The organism is Flavobacterium sp. KMS, assembly GCF_000813005.1.
In the GTDB taxonomy this organism is placed as follows: domain Bacteria; phylum Bacteroidota; class Bacteroidia; order Flavobacteriales; family Flavobacteriaceae; genus Flavobacterium.
The window spans coordinates 124,706-147,847 of record NZ_JSYP01000009.1; the positions used below are offsets into that span (position 1 = coordinate 124,706).

The following is a 23,142-nucleotide window of genomic DNA, read 5'->3' on the forward strand; positions in this document are numbered from 1 at the left end:
TCCAGCAACCGAAAAATTAACAAGTATTTTTTTTTAGGCATAAAAAAAAGAGTCAAGACTAATTTATTTCGCCTTGACTCTTTTCTTATATTTTATTCTCTAACCAATTTACTGTTTTTACTGTAACTGTAAACTGAGACTGTTTTTATACTGAGACTGTAAACTGCAACTGAGAACTAAAAACTGCTACTTCACTATAACGCCATCTACAAACAAGATAGGCACTTCTTCAGAGAAATCTTCATGTATAGAATGTGCTTTAAAAATATATTTCTTGTCGTATAATGTGTTTCCGATAAAAAAAGTAACCATAAACTCATTGTTTAAAGCTAATACACTTTTTTCTACCATTTCGATTTTTACTACCGAAACCGATGGAACCTCAACAAAAGCATGACGCAAAAGTGACGTTTTTTTCATTTCGCCATCAATTGTTCCAAAAGCTTTTGAAACGACCATTACACTTTCAATATTAAAATCACTGTCATTTACAAGATAAGCATACCATACTTTCTCCATAAAATCGTCGCTCCATTCCTGAACAACGGCCATAAAAATATTCTCTACTTCTGGAATAATTATATCTTTTTTCATAGTTGTAAAAAGTTATAAAGTCATAAAGTCGAAAGCTTCATGTTTTGAAACTTTCGACTTTACAAATTTTGGACTTAAATTATATGTTTGATTTAAATTGCTCTAAGAATCTAACGTCGTTTTCGTAAAACATACGAATATCACCAATTTGGTATAACAACATTGCGATACGCTCTACTCCCATACCAAATGCAAAACCATTATATTCTTCTGGGTTGATATCACAATTTTTCAATACGTTTGGATCTACCATTCCACATCCTCCAATTTCTAACCAACCTGTTCCTTTGGTGATACGATAATCAGTTTCGGTTTTTAGACCCCAATAAATATCAATCTCGGCGCTAGGTTCTGTAAACGGAAAATATGACGGACGTAAACGGATTTTTGATTTCCCGAACATTTCTTTAGTAAAATAAAGCAATGTTTGTTTTAAATCTGCAAACGAAACATCTTTATCAATATACAATCCTTCTACCTGATGGAAGATACAGTGTGATCTTGACGAAATTGCTTCGTTACGGAAAACACGTCCTGGTGAAATAGTACGAATAGGCGGTTTATGATTTTCCATATAACGCACCTGAACTGATGATGTATGCGTACGCAACAAAACATCAGGATTTGTTTGTATAAAAAATGTATCCTGCATATCACGTGCCGGATGATATTCCGGAAGGTTTAATGCTGTAAAGTTATGCCAATCGTCTTCGATTTCCGGACCTTCAGAAACGTTAAAACCAATGTTTGCAAAAATATCTATAATCTGGTTTTTTACGATTGATATCGGGTGACGAGAACCAATAATTACTGGCTCGGCAGCACGAGTTAAATCTCCATAAATACCTTTAATTTCTTCTTTGCTTTCTAAAGCTTCAACTATTGTTTTTACTTTATCTTCCGCAGCTGTTTTTAAAGCGTTTATAACCTGTCCAAATTCCTTTTTCTGGTCATTTGGTACCGTTTTAAATTCAGCAAAAAAATCGTTTAAAACACCTTTTTTTCCAAGAAATTTAATGCGGAATGCTTCTAACTCTTCCTTATTTTCAGTTGAAAAAGCTTGAGCTTCCCCAATATATTCTTTTATCTTATCTATCATTTTCATTCCGTAATTGAGAATACAAATTTACATAATTTGTTTCAAGTTTAAAGTCTAAAGTTTAAAGTTTCCTTTGCAAATCGTAATAATATTAACAAATAAAACGAGTAAGCCTGACAAAAATATAAACTTGATTAAAGTAGTAATCCATTTTCTATTGCAAAAACAAGTTTAATCTATAACTATTTTATCAAACTTATTTTACTTTCAATTTCCTTTACTCTATTTAACCAAAAGGTTATTCCTTCCTGATTCTTAATAATTTCTTTTTTAGAATTAGATGAAACCTTACCTAATTCATGCCAATTTTTTTGATAATCTTTCTCTCTTTCCTGTTTATTGGTAGGCTCTGTTCTTGAACGCCAAAAATTAATATTCTTAAGATAAGTATCTCTTAAGTTTTCAAAATACTCGATTAATTTTTCTTTAGAATTAGGAATATAACCTGGTCCGCTGCAACCACAGGAATGAAATGCAATTCCAACTGAATACAGACTTTTAATATGCTCCCATTTTTTTACATCATCTTTTTTAGGTGATTCAAAATCAAGTCCCATATTAGCCATTAATTCTCCGCATTCTGGACACTTTGCTTCCTGAACAGATTTCTCTCCTCTTTCTATATCAGTCATCAACCTTCTTTTAAATGTCTTACGACAATCAAAACAAGCGTAATGTGGCTTATAGGAAACCATTGCGTATCTACACATATTTTTTTAGTTTACAGTAGCAGTGTTAAGTGTTCAGTCGCGGTTTACAATTTAGCACACGCTGAAAACTGAGACTGAACACTGAATACTAATAAAACTACTCTATAAGTTTTCTTTCTAAAAAGTAACTCACAATTGCTTCTTTCATTAAAACCGATTGTTCTCCCGCTTTTAATGGTGGTAATTCTTCTTTTACCTTATAATGTGGCCAACCTTCCTCATCAAAAAACTCAAATTCATAAAAACCATAAGGCTCTAATAACCTACAAATAGCAATATGCATGAGGTTTAATTTTTCATCTTTTTTAAATTCACGATGTAATTTCCCTAATTCTTGTACTCCAATTAAATAAATTATGGAATCTAAATCTAGGTTTTCTCCTTGTGAAAATTGATCGGAAAGTATATTTACAAGCTGTTCCCAGCGTTCTTTAAGTTGTGCGTCTCTTGACATTTTTATAGGTGTGAATTATGAATTATGAATTATAAATTCAAAAGTCATAAAATTTAGTTTGCAAAGATACGGACTTCAAATCCAAACACCTTAAAAAATTAAACGTATAGATTCATAGATTTAACGTTCTAAAAAGGATCATTTTGAGACAATGCTTTTGTCTATTGATTCCGAAAAATCAAAAACATCAACATTTAAAACCTCTGTCCCGATCCCGAACTGTCGGGCAATATCATTCAGTAAAGCTTTTTTAGCAAATTATGATTAATTGTATACTCGACAAAGATTATCTAGAAGGGAACGCGGATGATGCGGATTCGCTATAGCGAAAACACGGATTAAACACGGATTTTCTTCTATTCCGACGCTCAATGTCATTAAGTTAAGAGATTGAAGATTTAGTGTTTGTAAATATCGATTGTCGATTTTCCTGAGGTTTCATACATCTGAAATCAAAAATCGTTAGTCAAAAATCTTAAATCTTTTTATCTTTTCCTTAACTCAATGACATTGACCGTCGGGACGGGATTGCATCTCTGAACCTCAGAACCTAAAAAACAGATAATTCTTCTATATTTGCGCCTTTATTAAACAAAAACAGGAATATGAGTTTTTTCGATATGATTTTGGGTGTTTTATTGGCATACGGTTTATACCAAGGTATTAAAAACGGGCTTTTTGTAGAAGTTGCTTCTTTTATCTCTTTATTACTTGGGATTTACCTAGCAATAAAATTTTCGTCTTTAATGAAAGAAATCATCATGAAACATGTTTCATGGAACCCAAATACAATCCAGATTACAGCTTTTATCCTAACCTTTATTCTAGTAGTTATCGCAGTATATTTATTAGCTAAATTTTTAACCGGAATTGCTGATTTTGCTCAACTAGGATGGTTAAACAAATTAGGCGGAGGTCTTTTTAGAATTCTAAAAACGATTCTTATTTTGAGTATTGTTTTTAGTCTTTTCGAAAAAATAAATTTCAATCATACTTTTGCAAAAAAAGAAACATTAGACAAATCGATATTTTATAATCCGATACAAAAAATAGCTGGTTTTATTTATCCATCTATAGAAAACTGGTATGATACGTTAAAGAAAAGCGAGGCCAAAAAAGAGTCTTCGGCAACTAAAGAATCATAATTATTCTTAGATTATAAAAACACTTGTTTTGCTTTAAACTTAAATTTTAGAATAAGCATTCAAGAGTGTAAAAAACAGCCGAATCCATCTTTTATTTCTTAAAGATTCAACAATAATACATCAAGATTCTACAATCCAAAAGTTTGCATTATCTTTGCCGATTAATGACGCGCCTGTATGGCACAGCCATACTATAAAATCACAACAAAAAATACTTAAACTCGTATAGAGAATTGATATAAAAGAAAATGAAAAATATACGTAACTTTTGCATTATTGCACACATTGATCACGGAAAAAGTACACTTGCCGATCGCTTACTAGGCGCAACACAAACCGTTACTGCACGTGAAGAAAAAGCGCAATTGCTTGATAATATGGACTTGGAACGTGAACGCGGAATTACCATAAAGAGTCACGCCATCCAGATGGAATATACTTATAAAGGAGAGGAATATATCCTGAATTTAATTGATACTCCCGGACACGTTGACTTTTCATACGAAGTTTCACGATCAATTGCTGCCTGCGAAGGGGCGCTTTTAATTGTTGATGCTGCACAAAGTATACAAGCTCAAACAATTTCAAATTTATATTTGGCTCTGGAAAATGACCTGGAAATTATTCCAATCTTAAACAAAGTCGATTTACCAAGTGCAAATCCTGAAGAAGTTAGCGATGATATCGTAGATTTATTAGGATGTAAACTAGAAGAAATTATTCATGCCTCTGGTAAAACAGGTTTAGGTGTCGAAAATATATTGGCAGCAATTATCGAAAGAATTCCTCCTCCAAAAGGAGAAATCGATGAGCCTTTACAAGCTTTGATTTTTGACTCTCACTACAATCCTTTTAGAGGAATTGAAGTTATTTTCCGTGTAAAAAACGGACAAATTAAAAAAGGGCAAAAAATTAAATTCATGGCCACAGGTAATGAATATTTTGCTGATGAAATTGGAACTTTAAAATTAAATCAAGTTCCAAAAAGTGTTATTTCCGCAGGTGATGTTGGTTATTTAATTTCTGGTATTAAAGAAGCTAAAGAAGTAAAAGTTGGGGATACCTTAACGGATGCGAAAAACCCAACAACTAATATGATTACTGGTTTTGAGGATGTAAAACCAATGGTATTTGCTGGGATTTATCCTGTAGATACAGAAGATTACGAGGAGTTACGTAACTCGATGGAAAAACTACAATTGAACGATGCTTCATTAGTATTTTTACCTGAAAGTTCTGCGGCTTTAGGATTCGGTTTCCGTTGTGGATTCTTAGGAATGTTACACATGGAGATTATTCAGGAAAGATTAGAACGTGAGTTTAATATGACTGTAATTACTACAGTTCCTAACGTTTCTTACTTGGCTTATACCAAAAAAGAACCTACTGTAGGATTTGTGGTAAACAATCCTTCTGATTTACCAGAACCATCAAAATTAGATCACGTAGAAGAACCTTATATCAAAGCAACAATTATCACCAAATCTGATTTCGTAGGTAATGTTATGTCTTTGTGTATAGAAAAACGTGGTTTAATTACCAACCAAACATATTTAACTACCGAAAGAGTTGAGTTGACTTTTGATATGCCTCTTGCCGAAATTGTATTTGATTTTTATGATCGTCTTAAAACGGTTTCAAAAGGATATGCTTCGTTTGATTACACACCAATTGGAATGCGAACTTCAAGCTTAGTAAAAGTTGATATTTTATTAAATGCTACAATTGTCGATGCTTTATCTTCTTTAATTCACGTAGATAATGCTTACCACATTGGTAAAAAAATGTGTGAAAAACTAAAAGAATTAATTCCACGTCAGCAGTTTGATATTCCGATTCAAGCAGCAATTGGAGTAAAAGTAATTTCTCGTGAAACTATAAAAGCATTACGTAAAGACGTTACTGCAAAATGTTATGGTGGAGATATTTCGCGTAAGCGTAAATTACTTGAAAAACAGAAAAAAGGTAAAAAACGTATGCGTCAGGTAGGAAACGTTGAGATTCCTCAAGAAGCATTTATGGCTGTTTTAAAATTGAACGACTAGTTTTTTTATTTTAGATAAAAGAAGAAAGAGAATAGAATATAGATGAACCCAATAACTAACGTTATTGGGTTTTTTTATGCTCTTTTAAATCCCTACAGCCCACAAAATCTAAATAAACCACTACATATCAACGCATTGTTAATTAAATAATGGATAAAATCTCACTTTATTAAGTATTTATTTGTAAGTTTTTAATTATTTTTACATATATGAATTAATCAGATTTTATTTAAACAATTTAAAAGCAATGATTATGAAAACAAAAATCACAACACTTGTAGCGTTATTTACATTTTGTTTTGCAAACGCACAACAGAAAGAAGTAGAAGAAGAAATTAGTACTGCCAAAGGAGTACGATTCGAAAAAGGAAGCATGTTTATTGAGGGGGGTGTATCGGTTAGCACTGTAAAAGATAATTCAAACGCATTTGCTATAAACCCTCAATTTGGATATCTTATTGCCGACAATATAGCTATCGGGTTTGACTTGGATGTATCTGGATCTACAACAAGCAAAGGAACTCCCGCAGAAACAAAAAACAATCAATTTGGTGTTGGAGCATTTGCCAGATACTATTTCTTAGAATTGGATTCTAGACGTCTTAAAGTATATGGAGAAGCAGGATTAGGTTATAGTCATGTTAAAACAGAAGTATTAAATGTAGAAAACACAACAAATGGAATTAAGGCAAACATAACAGTGGGACTAAACTATTTCTTTACCAAGAAATGGGCTGCTACATTTGCTCTAGCCGACATCTTAACGTACAATAATGCAAATCCTGAAAATGGAACATCAACTAGTAGTTTTAACTTAAACATCAACTTGTTTAATAACATTTTTGCACAACCTAAATTTGGATTACTTTATAAATTTTAATACTAGTTTAGAAATCTACTCTAGGTTTTAGAAAATAAAGTACAGCATATAGAAAAGCCCAATAACTTTCGTTATTGGGTTTTTTAGTTTAACAGTTTTATAATTTAAAGCAATAAAAACGAAACCTTTGTATCTTTGAACCTCTGTACCTATAAAAACTCAAAAGAAAAATGCTCGATGAATCCCCAAAACGATTTGACCGAATTGTTGCAATTCTTATTCAGCTACAATCTAAAAAGATTGTAAAAGCACAAGAACTAGCCAATCGTTTCGAAGTAAGTTTAAGAACAATTTACCGTGACATTCGCACTCTAGAAGCATCTGGCGTTCCTATTTATAGCGAAGCTGGTGTTGGTTATGCTTTGATGGATGGTTATCGATTACCGCCAGTTATGTTTACCCGAGAAGAAGCTAGTAGTTTTATTGCTGCTGAAAAATTGATGCAAAAATTTACTGATACTACTTTGGGAAATCATTATGCTTCGGCAATGTATAAATTAAAATCTGTGCTTAAAAGCGACGATAAAGATTGGGTTTCTACAATTGAATCGAGTGTTTTAATGCAATCTGCCGAGAAACTTTTTAACGATAAATCTCCAAATACACTCACTTTACTTTTTGAAAGTATTGCCGAAAAGAAACAAGTTATTCTTTCTTATCAAGCTTTTACTTCAGACGGAATTACAGAAAGAAATATTGAACCAGTTGGCATTTTTCATGATCACAATAATTGGTATGTTATAGGATATTGCCATTTGCGCACCGATTATCGCCAGTTTAGAACAGACCGTGTACATAGCATAAAAAAAACAGAAAAAGATTTTACATTAGAACATGATTCTCTTGAAACTTATTTGAATAAAAATGAAACTATCCCAACTACCAAAGTGCGCATTCTGATTGATAAAAAGATAGCAAGATATTTATCTCACGAACGAAAATACCATGGTTTCATCTCCGAAAAAGAAATCGATGGGAATATCGAGATGACTTTTATGAGCCGAGATATTGAAAGTGGCTTTCCGCGTTGGTTCTTAATGTTTGGAGATTACGCTACAATTCTGGAACCTGAGCGATTAAAAACACGAACTTTAGAGTTATTAGAAATTAACAGACAAAGACTTTTATAAAAAAACTCCTAAAATGAGATTTCATTTTAGGAGTTTTTTCTATATCAAATATTCGTAATTTTTATTGCTGAGCATGAACAACATTATAAAAATTATAATCTGTATTTGATGCATCTGTAATACCAATATTACGACCAATTGTAACTATCTGCCCTCGATGATACGTACCATGGTTTACAACCTGCAATAAATAATCACATATTGGCAACTCACATTGAAACCAAGGACTTTCAATTTTAATTTTTCTGGATAATTCTTCTTCTGAAAGTGATTTGATATATTCAGACAAACGAGCTGATCTATTTACTAATCCTTCAAATATTTCCTTAGTTATCAATTCTGTGTTTTCTCTTTTATCAAATTCAGAAGTCTCTGCTATTATCGAATACCAATATTCTTCGGTTGCCCAAATATGATTGAGTGTTTTAATAATACTAGAATAACTCGAAGCTACTTCTTTATGAAGCAGTTCGTCTGATTTTACAGAAAGCCAATTAACAAATTGCTGATTTACCCATAAATTATAGTCTGCATAATTTGTCATTATTTTTTTTAAGCTCATGATAATTTATTTTAGTTTTTCTGAATAAGAATTGATTTGAAAATATAATTTGATTGATGATTGAAAGGATTATTTAATTCTAATTATCTTTCCCAGAAAAAAGGAGGCTCAATACCTAATGCTCTTAGATAAACATACCCTTGTCCGCGGTGGTGCACTTCATTATCGATAAAATATAAGATATTCTGAACGATCGGAAATTCATATTGTCCAAACAAATTAAAATTTTCACTAAAATCTTCTATCTTTAATTGCTCCCAATATTTATTAATCTCATCGGTAGATTCATCCCATTTTTCAAGGTATTGCGCTTTAAAAATTAATTTCTCTTCTCCTTCTTTAAAAGGCTGACTGTCTCGATTTACGATACTTTTTAAGGCTGGTGCCGCAATCGCCAAAAGTTCATCTGTCAATTTTGAAAAAGGACGCATTCCGCCAATAGAAAATTCAAAGAAATCTTTTTCAGGAAAAGCTTCAATTACATGACGTGTCAATGCGCGATGACCTTGCCAATGTTTTAATAAATCTTCTGGAGTAATAACTTGTGCTGCTAGTGTTTTCATAATTTTAAAGTTTTGATTTTTTATTACTTCAAAAGTAAATCGAGTCGGTGACAACAGTTTGTCAGTAGTGATTTTATTTTTTAAAATTATTTCAAAAATAAAACATAAACAACTAATAATCAAACATATAAATAAAAAATTTATGTATAATTTTTCTTTAAAAAATCTTTATATTGACATAAAAACACAAAAGGCTAAACAAATTTTACTTAAAACAAATACCTCTAGTAAATGGCCTTCTTTTTAATTAGTCAAAACCTTTGCATCTTTGTACCTTTGCACCTAAGAAATTTAGTACCGTAACAAAATGATTGAAGATAAAAACCCACAACGTACCAGCATAGCGCAATTAGGCGAATTTGGACTAATTGAGCACTTAACACGAAACTTTGATGTTACACAAGAATCTACTTTAAAAAGTATTGGCGATGATGCTGCTGTATTAGATTTTAAAGACAAAAAAGTAGTCGTTTCTACCGATTTATTAATCGAAGGTGTGCATTTTGATTTGGCTTATATGCCTTTAAAACATTTAGGTTACAAAGCTGTGGTGGTAAACATTTCAGACATTTGTGCCATGAATGCTAAACCAACACAAATAACTGTTTCTGTAGCTGTTTCTAATCGTTTTCCATTAGAAGCTCTAGAAGAATTATTTGCAGGAATCACGCATGCTGCCAAAGAATATAATGTAGATGTAATTGGTGGTGATACTACTTCATCCCAAAAAGGATTAATCATTAGTATTACTGCTATTGGTGAAGCCGATGAAAATGAAATCGTATATCGTAATGGCGCTAAACAAACTGATTTATTGGTTGTAACTGGCGATATTGGAGCCGCATATATGGGATTACAGGTTTTAGAAAGAGAGAAACAAGTTTTTCAGGTAAATCCTAATTCGCAACCTGATTTAGATGCCTATACTTATTTAATAGAACGCCAATTAAAACCTGAAGCTCGCAAAGACGTTCGTACTTTGTTACATGCCTTGGAGATTAAACCAACATCTATGATTGATATTTCAGACGGATTATCATCGGAGATTATTCATTTGTGCAAACAATCTAAAGTAGGTTGTAACTTATATGAAGATAAATTACCGCTAGATCCTCAATTTATAAATGTTTGCGAAGAATTTAATATCGATAGTACAACTGTAGCAATTAATGGTGGAGAAGATTACGAATTACTTTTTACTATTGCAATGGAAGATTTTGAAAAGATAAAAGCAAATCCAAACTTCTCAATTATTGGTCATATGACGCAAGAAAGCGAAGGGATTCATTTAGTAACTCGTGCTAATACAAAAATTGCTTTAAAAGCCCGCGGATGGGATGCTTTAAGCGAATAATTACATATATCCATAAAAAAGACATCTTATCAGATGTCTTTTTTTATTTTATAGAAGCGCTGTTTATAAAAGTCCTTTGTTCCTGGCTTCGTGTACTAAATCATCATCTGTACCGTCAGTTACTTTTAACAATTCTTTTAAATTTTCTATTCTTCTTATTGTCGCTTTCAAAGAAATAGGAATGTAATGTGGCATTTCGTCTGTTTTAGTTCCTTTGGATAAATGAAACAGAATTTGTTCGTCAATCTGATCAATTTCGATGGAGTCTTTTGGTGATTTTTCTAACATTTCAACAACCGACTGGCTGTAGTAAGTCTTTTTTTTCATCACTTTATCAAAAGCAAATAACAACTCATCAAATGTTAAATCATTTTTTATGATTAATCCTCTAGGATTAATTGTTCTAATGATTGTTTTTATCTTTAGTAATTCGGTATACATTGTTAGCAAAATTATTTTACAATTTGGCATATGTTCCATAATCAGCTTTGCTAAATCTTCTCCCGAATATATTTCCATTTCTTCATAAGCAGGCATACTAATGTCTAGAAATGCAATATCAAAACTTGTTGTTGCAGGATCCATAATTACCTCGTAACCCGATTTACAATCTTTGGCCTGAGTAATTAAAAATTCATATTCTTTAGGATTATATCTCGTAATCGCATTTTTGTACCCTTCAATTATAAAAGGATGATCATCTACTATAAATATGTTATTCTTAATTATTTCTACTGGAGGTTTATCAGTTGTCATTATGCTGAAGGTTTATTTTTTGATCAATTGGAATTTTAATTACTATAACTGTTCCATCTGCTTTATTAGATTTTATATCAACGGTTCCATCGCATTCTTTTACTCGATAGAAAATATTTTGCAAACCAATTCCTTTTTTGGTTCTATTTACATTAAATCCTACTCCATCATCACTTATCAACAACGCCAAATGATTTACTTCATTTTTAAGCTCTATTTTTATTGTTTCTGCTTGTGCATATTTATTACAATTTTGCAATGCTTCCTGAATAATTCTGTACAGATTTATTTTAATGGAGTTACTTACCAAATCCCATCTTATACTTGAATCAATACTCGAGATTAATTTTGATTTAAAAGTAACTCTTTGATTTTCCAATAACTTATCAAGAATCATTACAAAATTATTAATCAATTCTGATTTCTCTTTATTTAAATCATGCGAAATTTCCCGAATATCTTGCTCAATTTCTTTTAAATCTGATAAATATTTTTTGCGCTTTACAGCTGCTGCTGCATCATCTACTTTATCTAAGCTGTCTAGGCTTATCCTAACCCCAAACATTCGCCCTAAAACACCATCATGTAAATCTTGGGCTACCTTTTTCTTCTCTTTAATTCGAATAGCTTCAATTGTATTTTGTTGCGAAATCATCAGGTTATAAATATCTTCATTGGCTATCTGCTGCTGCTGTTTAAAAAGCAGCTCTCTATTTTTGGCTTTTTGTGCCAAATAAACATAAAAAAAGAGTCCTAATAAACCACAGATACTAAAAACATATATCAATGTTCGGTTCTGAACATTTAAACTCGTATTTTCATCTTTTATTTCATTCGTTTCATATTCTATTCGGGAAAATTTTTCTCCCATCTTTCTTTCTGCTTTTTGTGCTTTTTCATTTATCTGTATATATTCTTTCGAATAAACCGATGCATTTGTTGGATCTACAAGAGCCATTTGCTTAAGTGCCTCAAGTGTATTTCTTAATCTATTCGAATTTCGGGATAACTTAAGTGCATCTTTACAATATTGCATTGCTTTTGAAGTATCTTTTTTATAAGCAAAATACTCAGATAAATGTATTTTACTAGATATGACCCCTGACTTAAGATCTAGACTATCTCTAATTTTCAAAGATTTATAAAATAGATCTGGAAGTCCTTCAGACTCATGCAACTTAAATTTAGAATAAGCCAAATTATCATATAACATAGCATATAATATAAGTTTTTCCTTAAATAAGTTTTTTTGTTCTAATCCTTTTTGAAAATATATTTTTGCTTTTTTATAATCATTCATACTTAAATAAACAAAGCCAATATTATTTAGCGAAGTAGCTTTTAGCTGAAGATCTAATGGGATTGATTTATCTTCAAGAATAACTAAGGCCTTATTATTAAATTCCAAAGCCTTATCATATTCTTCTCGCTCCTTGTATAAAATCCCTAAAAGATTATAGGATTCATGCAATAAATAACTTACTTTTTTCTGACGCTTCAAAAGCCGCAAGGCTTTAAAAACCATTATTTCACTCTCAAAAAAATCGCTTATGTTATATTGTAGAGTTGCCTTACTCAAAAAAGTTCTGGCAAGATTATAGTCATCATTAATCCGGATATACAATTTCTCTGCTTTATAGTAGTTCCTAAAAGCACTATCAGGAACTGTTTTAAAACTATAGTAATCTCCTAAATAAGCATAGGCCTTAGCCATACTAACCGTATCAAGGTTATTTTTTGATCGTTCTAGTATGAGTTTTGTTGTTTCCCGATAGGCATTCCAATCATTCATATTGTAATACCGATTGGCTACTTTAAATAAATTTACTCTATTAACCGAATCATCTTTTTGATTGATAATTATATCGAATGCTTTTTTATTATACTCTTGTTTGGACTTAAATGACACGTTGATATCATTTGCCAATGACAAATAAAGAGACAAACTATCTACAGAAGAAGTCACATTGTTGTCGACAATGCTTTTCTTGGTACAGCCAAAAAAAACAAAAACTAATAACAATAATATAGGGTAGATTTTTTTCAATAGTACATTTGGCTTTTATCAAAAATACTAAAACTATAGACACAAAAAAAGGCTGTCAAAAAATTGACAGCCTTTTTTTACATATAAACTCTTTGTTCTAGTCTTGTTTTCTTCCTCCTCCTGCTGATCCACCACCATCAATAGGCTGTCTATAACTGTTAGTTGCTGACAAATCTAACATATAACCATTATCTTGTTTTCTACCTCCTCCTGCTGATCCACCACCATCAATAGATAAATCGATGTAAACATCTTGTTTTCTTCCTCCTCCTGCTGATCCACCGCCATCAATAGGTGGTATTATCTCACTTTTTGCATTTAATGAAATGTTTTTAGTTGTTTCTGGAGTAGTAAAAGATGTTGCTACTAATGCTAAAGAAAATAATGCGATTGTTGTGATTGAAGTTTTCATAATCTGGGGATTTTTATTGTTAGTATTTTTTTACGTTTTAAATGATCGCTTATTGCTAAATCATGGTGTAAAATTAGTACTGTAATCCCCTTTTCAACTCTGTAAAAAGGCATATATGGTGGAATGCTGCCAAATGGTAGTGTACGTAGGTCAAATACGTGTAAATACTTAGTTGCTAGACCTCTATATAGTTTCCGTTAGCAAACTCGGCAATTATTATCTCTACATTTCTTTTATAAGTCTTAGAAAATGGTAGTTTTTTTGTAGAGTTTTTTATGTAACAAACTGAGTTCCCAGTATGTATCCTCGCAATATGGTTTCTGTTGATGATATAACTGTTGTGTATGCGTATAAATGGGTGTAATAAAATAGCTTCAAAATATTTTAATGTTTTAAAAGCTGTTATCATTTCTCCAGTATTCAAATAAATATCTGTCGAATTATTATCTGCCTGAATATAGGTAATATCTTTAGCTTGAATGTATCGATAATCTCCATACGATTTGACACATAACACTAAAGATTGATTTATTTTTTGTACCTCGATAGCATCTCCTTTAAGCGAGGTTTTAAAATCCTGAACGGTTTGATTGCTAATTAAATTTACCTCATAACTAGGCCAATCTAGTTTTAAAATCGTTTTGAGTAAATCTGCCCGTTTAAGTGGTTTTAGCAAATAATCCATTACGCCATACTTAATCGCATCAAAAGCAAAATCTTTTTTGGTGGTTGTAATAATAACTTTAGGAACTATCCGCAAATAATGATAAAGCTCATTTATAAATGATAACGAAAGATTGCTTGTATTATCATTTGGATCTATCTCAAGAAATATAATATTTGGATTATGCTCTAAAACTAAATTTAATCCTTGCTGATATGTATTTGCAATAGCAACAAAAATTAGCTCTGAAAAACCATCTGCTAATTCCTTGGTTTTTAGAACACTTTCTTGATTATCATCAATAATAATGTATGAATAATTTTTCAATGCTTTTGTAGATTTAGTGGTATTATTTTACAAGAACCGAACTGATAATTATATGCAAATTTATCTCCTTCATTGGAATTTCAACAATAAAATCTTATTTTTAGCTTTAATAAAGCAATTAAATTTACATATTTCCTTTTTTTAAAGATTTTATTGTTAATATATTTTAAACAAATGTTAACACATTAAGACGAAGTGCAAATATATCCGATGAAATGCACAAAATAAAGTCTTCTTTAATATATTATCTCTATTTTTTGCATGTTTAAAACATACCTTTTCTAAACAAAAAAAGCTTCTCAAATGAGAAGCTTTTTTCTTATTTTTAATTATCGATTATACTAATAATCGATTCTTATTTTACATTTTCATTAACCAATTTTTCATCGAAACTTCATTTTCGATAATTGATCTTAAATCGGCAATAGCTACACGATCTTGTTTCATTGTATCTCTATGACGGATTGTAACTGTTTGATCCTCGATAGTTTGGTGATCAACTGTAATACAAAAAGGAGTTCCTAATGCATCTTGTCTTCTATAACGTCTTCCTACTGCATCTTTTTCATCATAAGAAACATTGAAATCCCATTTTAAATCTTCGATGATTTTTTTAGAAATTTCAGGCAAGCCATCTTTCTTTACCAATGGTAAAACTGCTGCTTTTGTAGGTGCTAAAACTGCTGGTAGTTTCAAGACTGTTCTTGTAGAACCATCTTCTAATGTTTCTTCTTTTAATGAAGTTGCAAAAACTGCCAAGAACATTCTATCTAATCCTACTGAAGTTTCTACCACATAAGGAACATAATTTTGATTTAATTCAGCATCAAAATACTGTAGTTTTCTACCAGAGAATTCTTCATGCGCTTTTAAGTCAAAATCTGTACGCGAGTGAATTCCTTCTAATTCTTTAAATCCAAAAGGGAAATTAAACTCGATATCCGCAGCTGCATTAGCATAATGTGCTAATTTTTCGTGATCATGAAAACGGTAATTTTCTTTTCCTAAACCTAAAGATAAATGCCAGTTTAAACGTGTCGTTTTCCAGTGCTCGTACCATTGCATTTCATCTCCTGGACGTACAAAAAATTGCATTTCCATTTGTTCGAATTCACGCATACGGAAAATAAATTGTCTTGCAACGATTTCATTTCTAAACGCTTTTCCTGTTTGTGCAATTCCAAAAGGAACTTTCATTCTTCCTGATTTTTGTACATTCAAGAAATTCACAAAGATACCCTGAGCTGTTTCTGGACGTAAATACAAGTCCATTGCAGACTCTGCAGATGCTCCTAACTTAGTACCAAACATTAAGTTGAATTGCTTTACATCTGTCCAGTTTCTAGATCCAGTTTCTGGATCTGCAATTTCTAGTTCTTCGATTAAAGCTTTAACATCTTCTAAATCTCCATTACCTAAAGAGCGTCCTAAACGTTCTCTGATTTCTTTTTCTTTAGCTAAATATTCAATTACTCTGGCATTTGTTGTTACAAATTCCTGTTCGTTGAAAGCATCTCCAAAACGAGCACTCGCTTTTTCGATTTCTTTTTTAGCTTTTAGATTTAGCTTTTCAGCATAATCTTCTACTAGAACGTCAGCTCTATATCTTTTTTTAGAATCTTTATTATCAATTAACGGATCATTAAAGGCATCAACGTGGCCTGAAGCTTTCCAGGTTGTTGGATGCATTAATATTGCGGCATCTAAGCCTACAATATTCTCATTCATCTGAACCATTGATTTCCACCAATATTCACGGATGTTTTTCTTTAACTCTACTCCGTTTTGCGCGTAATCATATACTGCACTTAAACCATCGTATATTTCGCTCGACGGAAAAATAAATCCGTACTCTTTTGCGTGCGAAACTACATTCTTAAATAAATCGTCTTGTTTTGCCATAGTAATGCAAAAATATAAAAAGTCCTTGTAAAAAAAAGAAAAATTGCAAAGATTGAAGCCTGAATTTCTTTATTTTTGTAACTAAATTCTTTCTATTTGTGTTTAATTACATTATTAACCTGTTTTTCCCAAAAGCGTGTGCTGGATGTCACTCTTTTTTAATGGCAAATGAAACCATAATTTGTACCATTTGCAGACATGAAATGCCTCTAACCCAATATTATTTAAATCCAAAAAACGAAGCTTTTAAGAAATTTTATGGAAAAATTGAAGTCGAACATGTTTCTGCTTTTCTTTATTTTAATAAAAAAGGAATTGTGCAGGAACTCATTCATAACTTAAAATACAAAGGGCACGAAAATATTGGCACTATGCTTGGCCAATGGCATGTCGAGGATTTAAAAGAATTAGTACTAGATGTACCTTTTGATATGATTATTCCAGTTCCTTTGCATCGAAAGAAATTTCATGAAAGAGGCTACAACCAAGTAACTACATTTGGCCGCGCTCTTTCTCAAGGTTTACAAATAGATTACAACGATACTTTGTTGATTAGAACCAGATACTCTAAAACCCAATCTAAAAAGAATCTTTTAGGAAGATCAGAAGGTCTTAAAGAAATATTTGATGTCTCGTTTACCGAAGACAAACACGATAAGCATTTTTTACTTATCGATGATGTAATCACAACTGGAGCAACACTTGAGGCTTGTTCTCGTGCATTACTAAAAATTCCAGGTGCCAAAATCAGCATTGTTTGCATGGCAATGGCACACTCTTAAATTAGCTTTAGTATTTATTCGAAACCAATCTTTTTTACTGTTTTTCTATCTCCATCATATACAACCAAGAAATAAATCCCTGTATCTAAACGATTATTCAGTATAATTTTTTGCTTGAAATTTGCCATACTTTCAAATGTATTACGGTAAACTTCTTTACCCGCATCATTGTATATAAAGACTCTAACTCCATCTGTTGATTCACATCTAAAAGCAATTTCAAGATCTCCTTTAGTAGGATTAGGATAAGCTATAAGCTCCTTTGGCATAACAATAACTTCTGTTTGCAAAGTGTATTTTTTTGTACAAATCTCAATTGAGCCTGAATCTATTGTACCATCTCTCCCTACGTAAGCATCTCTTACCTTGAATGCCCAAGTTCCTGCAGCATCTTTATTATTAAAACTGTTAAGCAAATCAGTAGGAGTTACAGTTTGTAAAGTAGGTATTGAGCAATCTAAAGCTGTTCCCCAATCATCATACTTTAATAACAAACTGGCGTTTACATCTCCACAATTTCTATTAAACAATCGTACAATTGCTCCTTGAGGATTTACTAGTTGCATCTCTACATCTGACAATCTTGTATGTGTCAATCCTACGGAAACATTTACATCTGAAACTATCCCTGCATCGGCTGGAACATTTATATTTCTTGTTGTATATGCTAATGCATTAGGTATTGCAAAAGCTGCTCCAAGTGGATACGAAGTACATGTTGCATCAACTTTATATCCAATTGCAAATGATCTACTGTTTACTGCATAATAAATATTGGCTGTAGGTTCAATTAAAATTCTGCAATTTGTTGCTGTTACATCCTCTGGAACATCCACTGTTTGAGAACCATCATTAGGTGTATTTGCAGCCAAGACAATCGGAAAGGTTAAACCTCCATCTGTAGAAAGTTTTATATTTACATTGGCAGATCCTGGCAAAGTATTCGTGCTTTTTACATCCCAAGTAATAATCTGACTCGTTCCATGAAGCCACCCAATATCATTTGTGCTTTGTGATGTTACTGTAAATGGCCCAATATCTTTTATTACATTTACAATCATTGCAGCTGTATTGGTTTGTGCAGTTCCCGCAGCAGCATTATCACGACCTGTTAATGTAAAATGTAAAGTTCTGGAGATTGACGGAGCCGACTCCCAAGTACTCGTTACTTTACCTGAAAGAACAAGGTCTAAATTTGGCATATAACGTATAGGTGAACTCGAAGGCGGAAATGATCTAAACAATGGCCCATCTGATTTATTTGGGGTAGCAACGCTAGCACCTCCTGATGTTGATGTTGCCGAATCGTTTTCTTCCCAGCAATAAGTAATCGAATCTGCACCATTACCAGACCCCGTCCCTTTTAAAACAAAAGCAGTACTAACCGGAATGCTGTAATTGGCACCCGCATTAATCACTGGAGGGTTATTTACTAAAGGTGTACTAACCGGGCATGTTTTTGTCGCTAGATTTTCTTGAATTTGTAAAATACTAGCATACGTAAAATAATCATCGGAGTGGTCTTGTATATTATACTGATCCTCGGGTATAACTCCTGCATATCCCATGATTGTAGAACCACTTCCTGGTTCTACATTTACGCCTGCTCCTTCTATAGCATAAGAAAAAGTATGGGTTGCTCCTAATTGATGCCCAAATTCATGTGACACAAAATCAATATCAAAAGTATCTCCTTGCGGTTTTCTATCAGATGGAGATGTAAACCCACTTCCTTTAGAATTATCTACACATACGCAACCAATACAACCCGCATCTCCGCCACCTCCTGATGCTCCAAATAAATGACCAATATCATACGCATTTTCGCCAATAACATTTGTTAAAGTAGTTTGAACTTCTTGATTCCAAGCTCCTTTAGCTCCTGTGGCTGCATCAGAATAAGGGTCTGTCGCTGCATTTGTATAAATAACAGCTTCATTATTGGCTATTATGATTAATCTTAAAGCCAAGTCTTTATTAAAAACACCATTAACTCTTGTCATCGTAGCATTCATTGCTGCTAATGCGTTAGCTTTTGTACCTCCAAAATAAGCCGCATATTCGCCTGTACAAGACAATGCCAATCGTAGAGTTTTAAATACTTTATTGTTTGCTGCTATTTTAGCTGTCTTGGCTTTTAATTCTTTATTTAATACAATATCTTTTGTCTTACATGTTAATGGCAAACTTCCTTTATCTCTGCTTTTAGCAGTAAACAGGGTATATTCTCCACTATTTTCTGTAATTGGTTCGATAAATTCAGAAGCATTATCAGCTCTTAAAACCATCGTCTGGATTCCTTCTGGAGAAACACTAAAATGAATTTTTGCTGTTTTATCTTTACTACTTATTCCTTCGTAAGCTCTAATATCTGGGTATTTTGCTTGTAATTGAGGATCAAAATTAGAAGATTCCCAAACAGTATATTTTTCGAAAGCACCATCCATATTAGGAATCGTAATTTCGGCTGTAGTTCTTTTATCAGTTTTAAGTTGTGCACTAGCGAGTTTTTCTTTCAAAAAAACTTCGTTTAGTTTATAAACAATCTTTTCTCTATCGTCTGACTTTACATTTCCTCTCTCGGTAATCGAAGTGGTACTTTGACTAACTTTTTTCCACATTTCGTTACTTTGTGCCTGAATTTGGACAGAACTAAAGATAATTAATAAAAGAAGTATAGTTTTTTTCATGTTGAGAAATATTTAAAGTTCAAAATTAATTCAATTAATGTGAATAAAAAGATTTAATCGTCAAGTAATTATATAAAATCGTCAAATAAAGCTTTTTTAGCAAAATCATCCCCAACTTTATAAAAAATCAATTCTCCTTACTATTAGATTTAAAATAGATAGTATAAATTTGCAACATCTTAAACTATTTGCTTTGAAGCTCTTTCATTCTATAACCGATTTTCGATCTACCAAGAAAACAATACTAACTCTTGGCACCTTTGATGGTGTACATATTGGTCATAAAAAAATACTTGAAAAGATTACCCAAAATACTCAGGACGGAAAATATGAGAGTTTGGTTCTTACCTTTTTCCCTCATCCTAGAATGGTATTACAGGAAAAATCAGAAATAAAATTACTGAATACAATTGCCGAAAAAACAAAACTCCTAGAAAACACAGGCATAGAAAACCTTGTCATTCATCCTTTTAACGAAAGTTTTTCTAGATTAACTGCCGAGGATTTTGTGAGTTCAATTTTGGTAAATCAGTTTCATATCCAGAAAATAATCATTGGTCACGATCATCGTTTTGGAAGAAACAGAACCGCTGATATTAATGATTTAATTGCATTTGGGGAGCAATATGGTTTTGAAGTAGAGCAAATTTCGGCACAAGAAATAAAAGATGTATCTGTAAGTTCTACCAAAATAAGAAAAGCATTAACCGATGGCGATATGAATCTTGCCAATGAATATTTAGGTTATGATTATTTCCTAACTGGTACTGTTGTAAAAGGAAAACAATTAGGCAGAACTATTGGTTTTCCTACTGCTAACCTAAAAATTGAGGAAGAATACAAATTAATTCCTAAAAATGGAGTCTATATTGTAAAATCTATCATCAATAAAAAAGTGGTTTATGGTATGATGAATATTGGCTTTAACCCAACTGTGGGTGGTCAGGCTCAGTCTATCGAAATTCATTTCTTAGATTTTGATGAAGATATTTACGATTTAGAAATTTCCGTTTCTTTATTGCAATATGTTCGTGAGGAACAAAAATTTGGCTCTTTCGACCTTTTAAAAGAACAATTAAAAAAAGACAAAGAAACAACTATAGCCTTCACAAATAAATTATAATTCCTTTAATTTATTTGTGCCATTCATAATGATAACGTAGTGATTTTTTTAGTAAATTTGATAAGCATTATACTGTATATCAACCAAATACTATTAACTTCTTAAAAATAATCGTTATGAAACTTTCAAAAGAATTATACAATGGGATTCTTATATTCCTAGGTATTGGTGTTTATTTTTTATTAATGAATGTTTTAGGTCTTTCTCATATACTTTACTTACGTGCACTGAACGTAGCTTTTGTTGTTTATGGGGTAAACAGAACTATAAAAATGAATCTTGCTGAAGGCGAAACCAATGCTGTTTCTAATGCTGTTTCGGCCATGACAACATCTGTAATTGGAGTTGCACTTAGTATTCTCGGATTACTTATTTACAGTTATGCTCGCGGTGGAGATGCGTATGTAAAAACCTTATCTGCTACTTTTATGTTTGGTGGTAACCCATCTGTTCCAACCTACTGTATTTGTTTATTGTTTGAAGGTATCGCTTCATCAGTGGTTGTAACCATGCTATTAATGTTGTATTGGAACAATAAATATGCTGCTGACTAATTTGTTTTAGCACTTTTTTTAAATTATTTTTTTAATAAATCTGAGAATTCCAAAAGGATAAATTACTGTTTTTTGGATGTCTTTACGTACCTACATTCGTAAATTGTGTCTTAAAATACAACCGCAAAAACTTTTAATAGACTGAAATTAAAATACTGCATTGATTCATTAGAACAATTTAATTACTTTTGAGCATCAAAAAATCGCATAGATGAACAGTACAAAACACAATTGGACGAAAGACGAGATTATCGCTATCTATAATAAACCAATGATGGATTTGCTTTATGAAGCAGCATCAATTCACAGAGTAAATCATGACCCAAATGTAGTTCAGGTATCTACTTTGTTATCTATTAAAACAGGTGGTTGCCCTGAAGATTGTGGCTATTGTCCTCAAGCTGCTCGTTACCATACTGGAGTAGAAGGAAATGATTTAATGTCAGTTAGTCAGGTAAAAGCTCAAGCTTTACGAGCAAAATCTAGTGGTTCATCTCGTGTATGCATGGGAGCTGCCTGGAGAAATGTAAAGGACGGACCAGAGTTTGACCAGGTTCTGGAAATGGTACGTACCATTAATAAACTAGACATGGAAGTATGTTGTACTCTTGGTATGATTACCGAAAACCAAGCGCAACGTTTGGCCGAAGCTGGTTTATATGCTTACAACCATAACTTAGATACATCTGAGGAATATTATAAAGAAGTTATATCAACTCGTGGTTTTGAAGATCGTTTGCAAACTATAGAGAATGTTCGTAAAACCAATGTTACTGTTTGTAGCGGAGGAATTATAGGAATGGGAGAAAGTATCGAAGACCGTGCTGGAATGTTAGTTGCTCTTTCTACTTTGAATCCTCAACCTGAATCGGTGCCAATTAATGCATTGGTTGCTGTAGAAGGAACTCCTATGGAAGAAGAGAAACCAGTAGAAATTTGGGAAATGATACGAATGGTTGCAACAACCAGAATCATAATGCCAGAAACTCAAGTACGTTTATCGGCAGGAAGAACTAATATGAGTCGCGAAGGTCAGGCAATGTGCTTTTTTGCCGGAGCAAATTCTATCTTTGCCGGCGATAAATTACTTACTACTCCAAATCCGGATGTACACGAAGACATGAAAATGTTTGATTTATTAGGTTTGATTCCTCAAAAGCCTTTTACTAAAGTTTCTCAACCAGAAACTGTAGAAGCAGAAGATTCTCAATTTGCACCTCTTGGTGAAAAACCAAAATGGTCAAGACCTGGACACTCTATCGAAAGAAACTTAGAAGCTTCGGTTAAAGCAAAATAATCTGAATTTAGACATATAAAAATCCCTATTAATTAGTTTTAATAGGGATTTC

21 protein-coding genes are annotated in these 23,142 nt (G+C 32.2%); 9 read left to right on the forward strand and 12 right to left on the reverse strand.

The window, feature by feature from the left end:
• Positions 1-186: 186 nt before the first annotated feature.
• The 4 genes from OA93_RS10810 to OA93_RS10825 all read right to left on the reverse strand — a co-directional run bounded on the left by OA93_RS10810 (position 187) and on the right by OA93_RS10825 (position 2,857).
• Positions 187-594, reverse strand: coding sequence for a hypothetical protein (locus OA93_RS10810; protein WP_039113207.1), 408 nt, complete (start codon positions 592-594; stop codon positions 187-189).
• Positions 595-673: 79 nt separating this feature from the next.
• Positions 674-1,693, reverse strand: coding sequence for a phenylalanine--tRNA ligase subunit alpha (gene pheS, locus OA93_RS10815; protein WP_039113263.1), 1,020 nt, complete (start codon positions 1,691-1,693; stop codon positions 674-676).
• Between the two features lie 182 nt (positions 1,694-1,875).
• On the reverse strand, positions 1,876-2,325 hold the full coding sequence (locus OA93_RS10820) for a hypothetical protein (RefSeq protein ID WP_240474721.1): 450 nt from the start codon (positions 2,323-2,325) through the stop codon (positions 1,876-1,878).
• 175 nt (positions 2,326-2,500) lie between these two features.
• A complete protein-coding gene (locus OA93_RS10825) occupies positions 2,501-2,857 on the reverse strand; it encodes a hypothetical protein (protein WP_039113210.1) in 357 nt (118 codons plus the stop codon).
• A gap of 605 nt (positions 2,858-3,462) precedes the next feature.
• On the opposite strand from OA93_RS10825, the gene OA93_RS10830 reads away from it, so the two are divergent.
• The 4 genes from OA93_RS10830 to OA93_RS10845 all read left to right on the forward strand — a co-directional run bounded on the left by OA93_RS10830 (position 3,463) and on the right by OA93_RS10845 (position 8,057).
• On the forward strand, positions 3,463-4,002 hold the full coding sequence (locus tag OA93_RS10830) for a CvpA family protein (RefSeq protein WP_039113211.1): 540 nt from the start codon (positions 3,463-3,465) through the stop codon (positions 4,000-4,002).
• A gap of 248 nt (positions 4,003-4,250) precedes the next feature.
• Positions 4,251-6,047, forward strand: coding sequence for a translation elongation factor 4 (lepA, locus tag OA93_RS10835; RefSeq protein ID WP_039113212.1), 1,797 nt, complete (start codon positions 4,251-4,253; stop codon positions 6,045-6,047).
• Between the two features lie 253 nt (positions 6,048-6,300).
• Positions 6,301-6,927 (forward strand): outer membrane beta-barrel protein, encoded by a 627-nt coding sequence (locus OA93_RS10840; RefSeq protein WP_039113213.1) that lies wholly within the window; start codon positions 6,301-6,303, stop codon positions 6,925-6,927.
• Positions 6,928-7,097: 170 nt separating this feature from the next.
• On the forward strand, positions 7,098-8,057 hold the full coding sequence (locus OA93_RS10845) for a YafY family protein (RefSeq protein WP_039113215.1): 960 nt from the start codon (positions 7,098-7,100) through the stop codon (positions 8,055-8,057).
• 61 nt (positions 8,058-8,118) lie between these two features.
• Here the strand turns inward: OA93_RS10845 and OA93_RS10850 are convergent, their stop codons facing one another.
• The gene (locus tag OA93_RS10850) at positions 8,119-8,619 is read right to left on the reverse strand and encodes a DinB family protein (protein ID WP_039113216.1); all 501 of its coding nucleotides are present in this window, start codon (positions 8,617-8,619) and stop codon (positions 8,119-8,121) included.
• An 83-nt stretch (positions 8,620-8,702) separates the two neighbouring features.
• Positions 8,703-9,182 carry a DinB family protein gene (locus OA93_RS10855; RefSeq protein ID WP_039113217.1) on the reverse strand — a complete coding sequence of 160 codons (480 nt, stop codon included), beginning with the start codon at positions 9,180-9,182 and terminating at the stop codon, positions 8,703-8,705.
• A gap of 307 nt (positions 9,183-9,489) precedes the next feature.
• Between OA93_RS10855 and thiL the strand changes: the two genes are divergently transcribed.
• The gene (gene thiL / locus OA93_RS10860) at positions 9,490-10,536 is read left to right on the forward strand and encodes a thiamine-phosphate kinase (protein ID WP_039113218.1); all 1,047 of its coding nucleotides are present in this window, start codon (positions 9,490-9,492) and stop codon (positions 10,534-10,536) included.
• A gap of 63 nt (positions 10,537-10,599) precedes the next feature.
• Here the strand turns inward: thiL and OA93_RS10865 are convergent, their stop codons facing one another.
• The 5 genes from OA93_RS10865 to OA93_RS10885 form a co-directional block, all read right to left on the reverse strand.
• Positions 10,600-11,292: a response regulator gene (locus tag OA93_RS10865; RefSeq protein ID WP_039113219.1), complete on the reverse strand. Its 693-nt coding sequence runs from the start codon at positions 11,290-11,292 to the stop codon at positions 10,600-10,602.
• Positions 11,282-13,339 carry a tetratricopeptide repeat-containing sensor histidine kinase gene (locus OA93_RS10870; RefSeq protein ID WP_039113220.1) on the reverse strand — a complete coding sequence of 686 codons (2,058 nt, stop codon included), beginning with the start codon at positions 13,337-13,339 and terminating at the stop codon, positions 11,282-11,284. Before OA93_RS10870 ends, OA93_RS10865 begins: the two co-directional genes overlap by 11 nt.
• A 97-nt stretch (positions 13,340-13,436) precedes the next feature.
• On the reverse strand, positions 13,437-13,751 hold the full coding sequence (locus OA93_RS10875) for a hypothetical protein (RefSeq protein ID WP_052250000.1): 315 nt from the start codon (positions 13,749-13,751) through the stop codon (positions 13,437-13,439).
• A gap of 175 nt (positions 13,752-13,926) precedes the next feature.
• On the reverse strand, positions 13,927-14,742 hold the full coding sequence (locus OA93_RS10880; RefSeq protein ID WP_039113221.1) for a LytTR family DNA-binding domain-containing protein: 816 nt from the start codon (positions 14,740-14,742) through the stop codon (positions 13,927-13,929).
• 360 nt (positions 14,743-15,102) lie between these two features.
• Positions 15,103-16,644: a glycine--tRNA ligase gene (locus tag OA93_RS10885; protein WP_039113222.1), complete on the reverse strand. Its 1,542-nt coding sequence runs from the start codon at positions 16,642-16,644 to the stop codon at positions 15,103-15,105.
• A gap of 98 nt (positions 16,645-16,742) precedes the next feature.
• Between OA93_RS10885 and OA93_RS10890 the strand changes: the two genes are divergently transcribed.
• The gene (locus OA93_RS10890; protein ID WP_039113223.1) at positions 16,743-17,426 is read left to right on the forward strand and encodes a phosphoribosyltransferase family protein; all 684 of its coding nucleotides are present in this window, start codon (positions 16,743-16,745) and stop codon (positions 17,424-17,426) included.
• A 14-nt stretch (positions 17,427-17,440) separates the two neighbouring features.
• Here the strand turns inward: OA93_RS10890 and OA93_RS10895 are convergent, their stop codons facing one another.
• The gene (locus OA93_RS10895; protein WP_039113224.1) at positions 17,441-20,116 is read right to left on the reverse strand and encodes a reprolysin-like metallopeptidase; all 2,676 of its coding nucleotides are present in this window, start codon (positions 20,114-20,116) and stop codon (positions 17,441-17,443) included.
• Positions 20,117-20,309: 193 nt separating this feature from the next.
• Here OA93_RS10895 and OA93_RS10900 point away from each other — a divergent pair, with 193 nt between their 5' ends.
• The 3 genes from OA93_RS10900 (at position 20,310) to bioB (ending at position 23,090) form a co-directional block, all read left to right on the forward strand.
• Positions 20,310-21,239 (forward strand): bifunctional riboflavin kinase/FAD synthetase, encoded by a 930-nt coding sequence (locus tag OA93_RS10900; protein ID WP_039113226.1) that lies wholly within the window; start codon positions 20,310-20,312, stop codon positions 21,237-21,239.
• A 116-nt stretch (positions 21,240-21,355) separates the two neighbouring features.
• Positions 21,356-21,793, forward strand: a complete 438-nt coding sequence (locus tag OA93_RS10905; protein ID WP_039113227.1) for a hypothetical protein — start codon at positions 21,356-21,358, stop codon at positions 21,791-21,793.
• Between the two features lie 211 nt (positions 21,794-22,004).
• Positions 22,005-23,090, forward strand: a complete 1,086-nt coding sequence (bioB, locus tag OA93_RS10910; RefSeq protein ID WP_039113228.1) for a biotin synthase BioB — start codon at positions 22,005-22,007, stop codon at positions 23,088-23,090.
• The last annotated feature ends 52 nt before the right edge of the window (positions 23,091-23,142 follow it).

Coding starts and splice junctions, on each gene's coding strand:
- OA93_RS10810 (WP_039113207.1), bottom strand. CDS start 594: ATGAAAAAAGATATAATTATTCCAGAAGTAGAGAATATTTTTATGGCC.
- OA93_RS10865 (WP_039113219.1), bottom strand. CDS start 11,292: ATGACAACTGATAAACCTCCAGTAGAAATAATTAAGAATAACATATTT.
- OA93_RS10885 (WP_039113222.1), bottom strand. CDS start 16,644: ATGGCAAAACAAGACGATTTATTTAAGAATGTAGTTTCGCACGCAAAA.
- OA93_RS10840 (WP_039113213.1), top strand. CDS start 6,301: ATGAAAACAAAAATCACAACACTTGTAGCGTTATTTACATTTTGTTTT.
- OA93_RS10850 (WP_039113216.1), bottom strand. CDS start 8,619: ATGAGCTTAAAAAAAATAATGACAAATTATGCAGACTATAATTTATGG.
- lepA (WP_039113212.1), top strand. CDS start 4,251: ATGAAAAATATACGTAACTTTTGCATTATTGCACACATTGATCACGGA.
- thiL (WP_039113218.1), top strand. CDS start 9,490: ATGATTGAAGATAAAAACCCACAACGTACCAGCATAGCGCAATTAGGC.
- OA93_RS10895 (WP_039113224.1), bottom strand. CDS start 20,116: ATGAAAAAAACTATACTTCTTTTATTAATTATCTTTAGTTCTGTCCAA.
- OA93_RS10825 (WP_039113210.1), bottom strand. CDS start 2,857: ATGTCAAGAGACGCACAACTTAAAGAACGCTGGGAACAGCTTGTAAAT.
- OA93_RS10875 (WP_052250000.1), bottom strand. CDS start 13,751: ATGAAAACTTCAATCACAACAATCGCATTATTTTCTTTAGCATTAGTA.
- OA93_RS10905 (WP_039113227.1), top strand. CDS start 21,356: ATGAAACTTTCAAAAGAATTATACAATGGGATTCTTATATTCCTAGGT.
- OA93_RS10855 (WP_039113217.1), bottom strand. CDS start 9,182: ATGAAAACACTAGCAGCACAAGTTATTACTCCAGAAGATTTATTAAAA.
- OA93_RS10845 (WP_039113215.1), top strand. CDS start 7,098: ATGCTCGATGAATCCCCAAAACGATTTGACCGAATTGTTGCAATTCTT.
- OA93_RS10830 (WP_039113211.1), top strand. CDS start 3,463: ATGAGTTTTTTCGATATGATTTTGGGTGTTTTATTGGCATACGGTTTA.
- OA93_RS10820 (WP_240474721.1), bottom strand. CDS start 2,325: ATGACTGATATAGAAAGAGGAGAGAAATCTGTTCAGGAAGCAAAGTGT.
- bioB (WP_039113228.1), top strand. CDS start 22,005: ATGAACAGTACAAAACACAATTGGACGAAAGACGAGATTATCGCTATC.
- pheS (WP_039113263.1), bottom strand. CDS start 1,693: ATGATAGATAAGATAAAAGAATATATTGGGGAAGCTCAAGCTTTTTCA.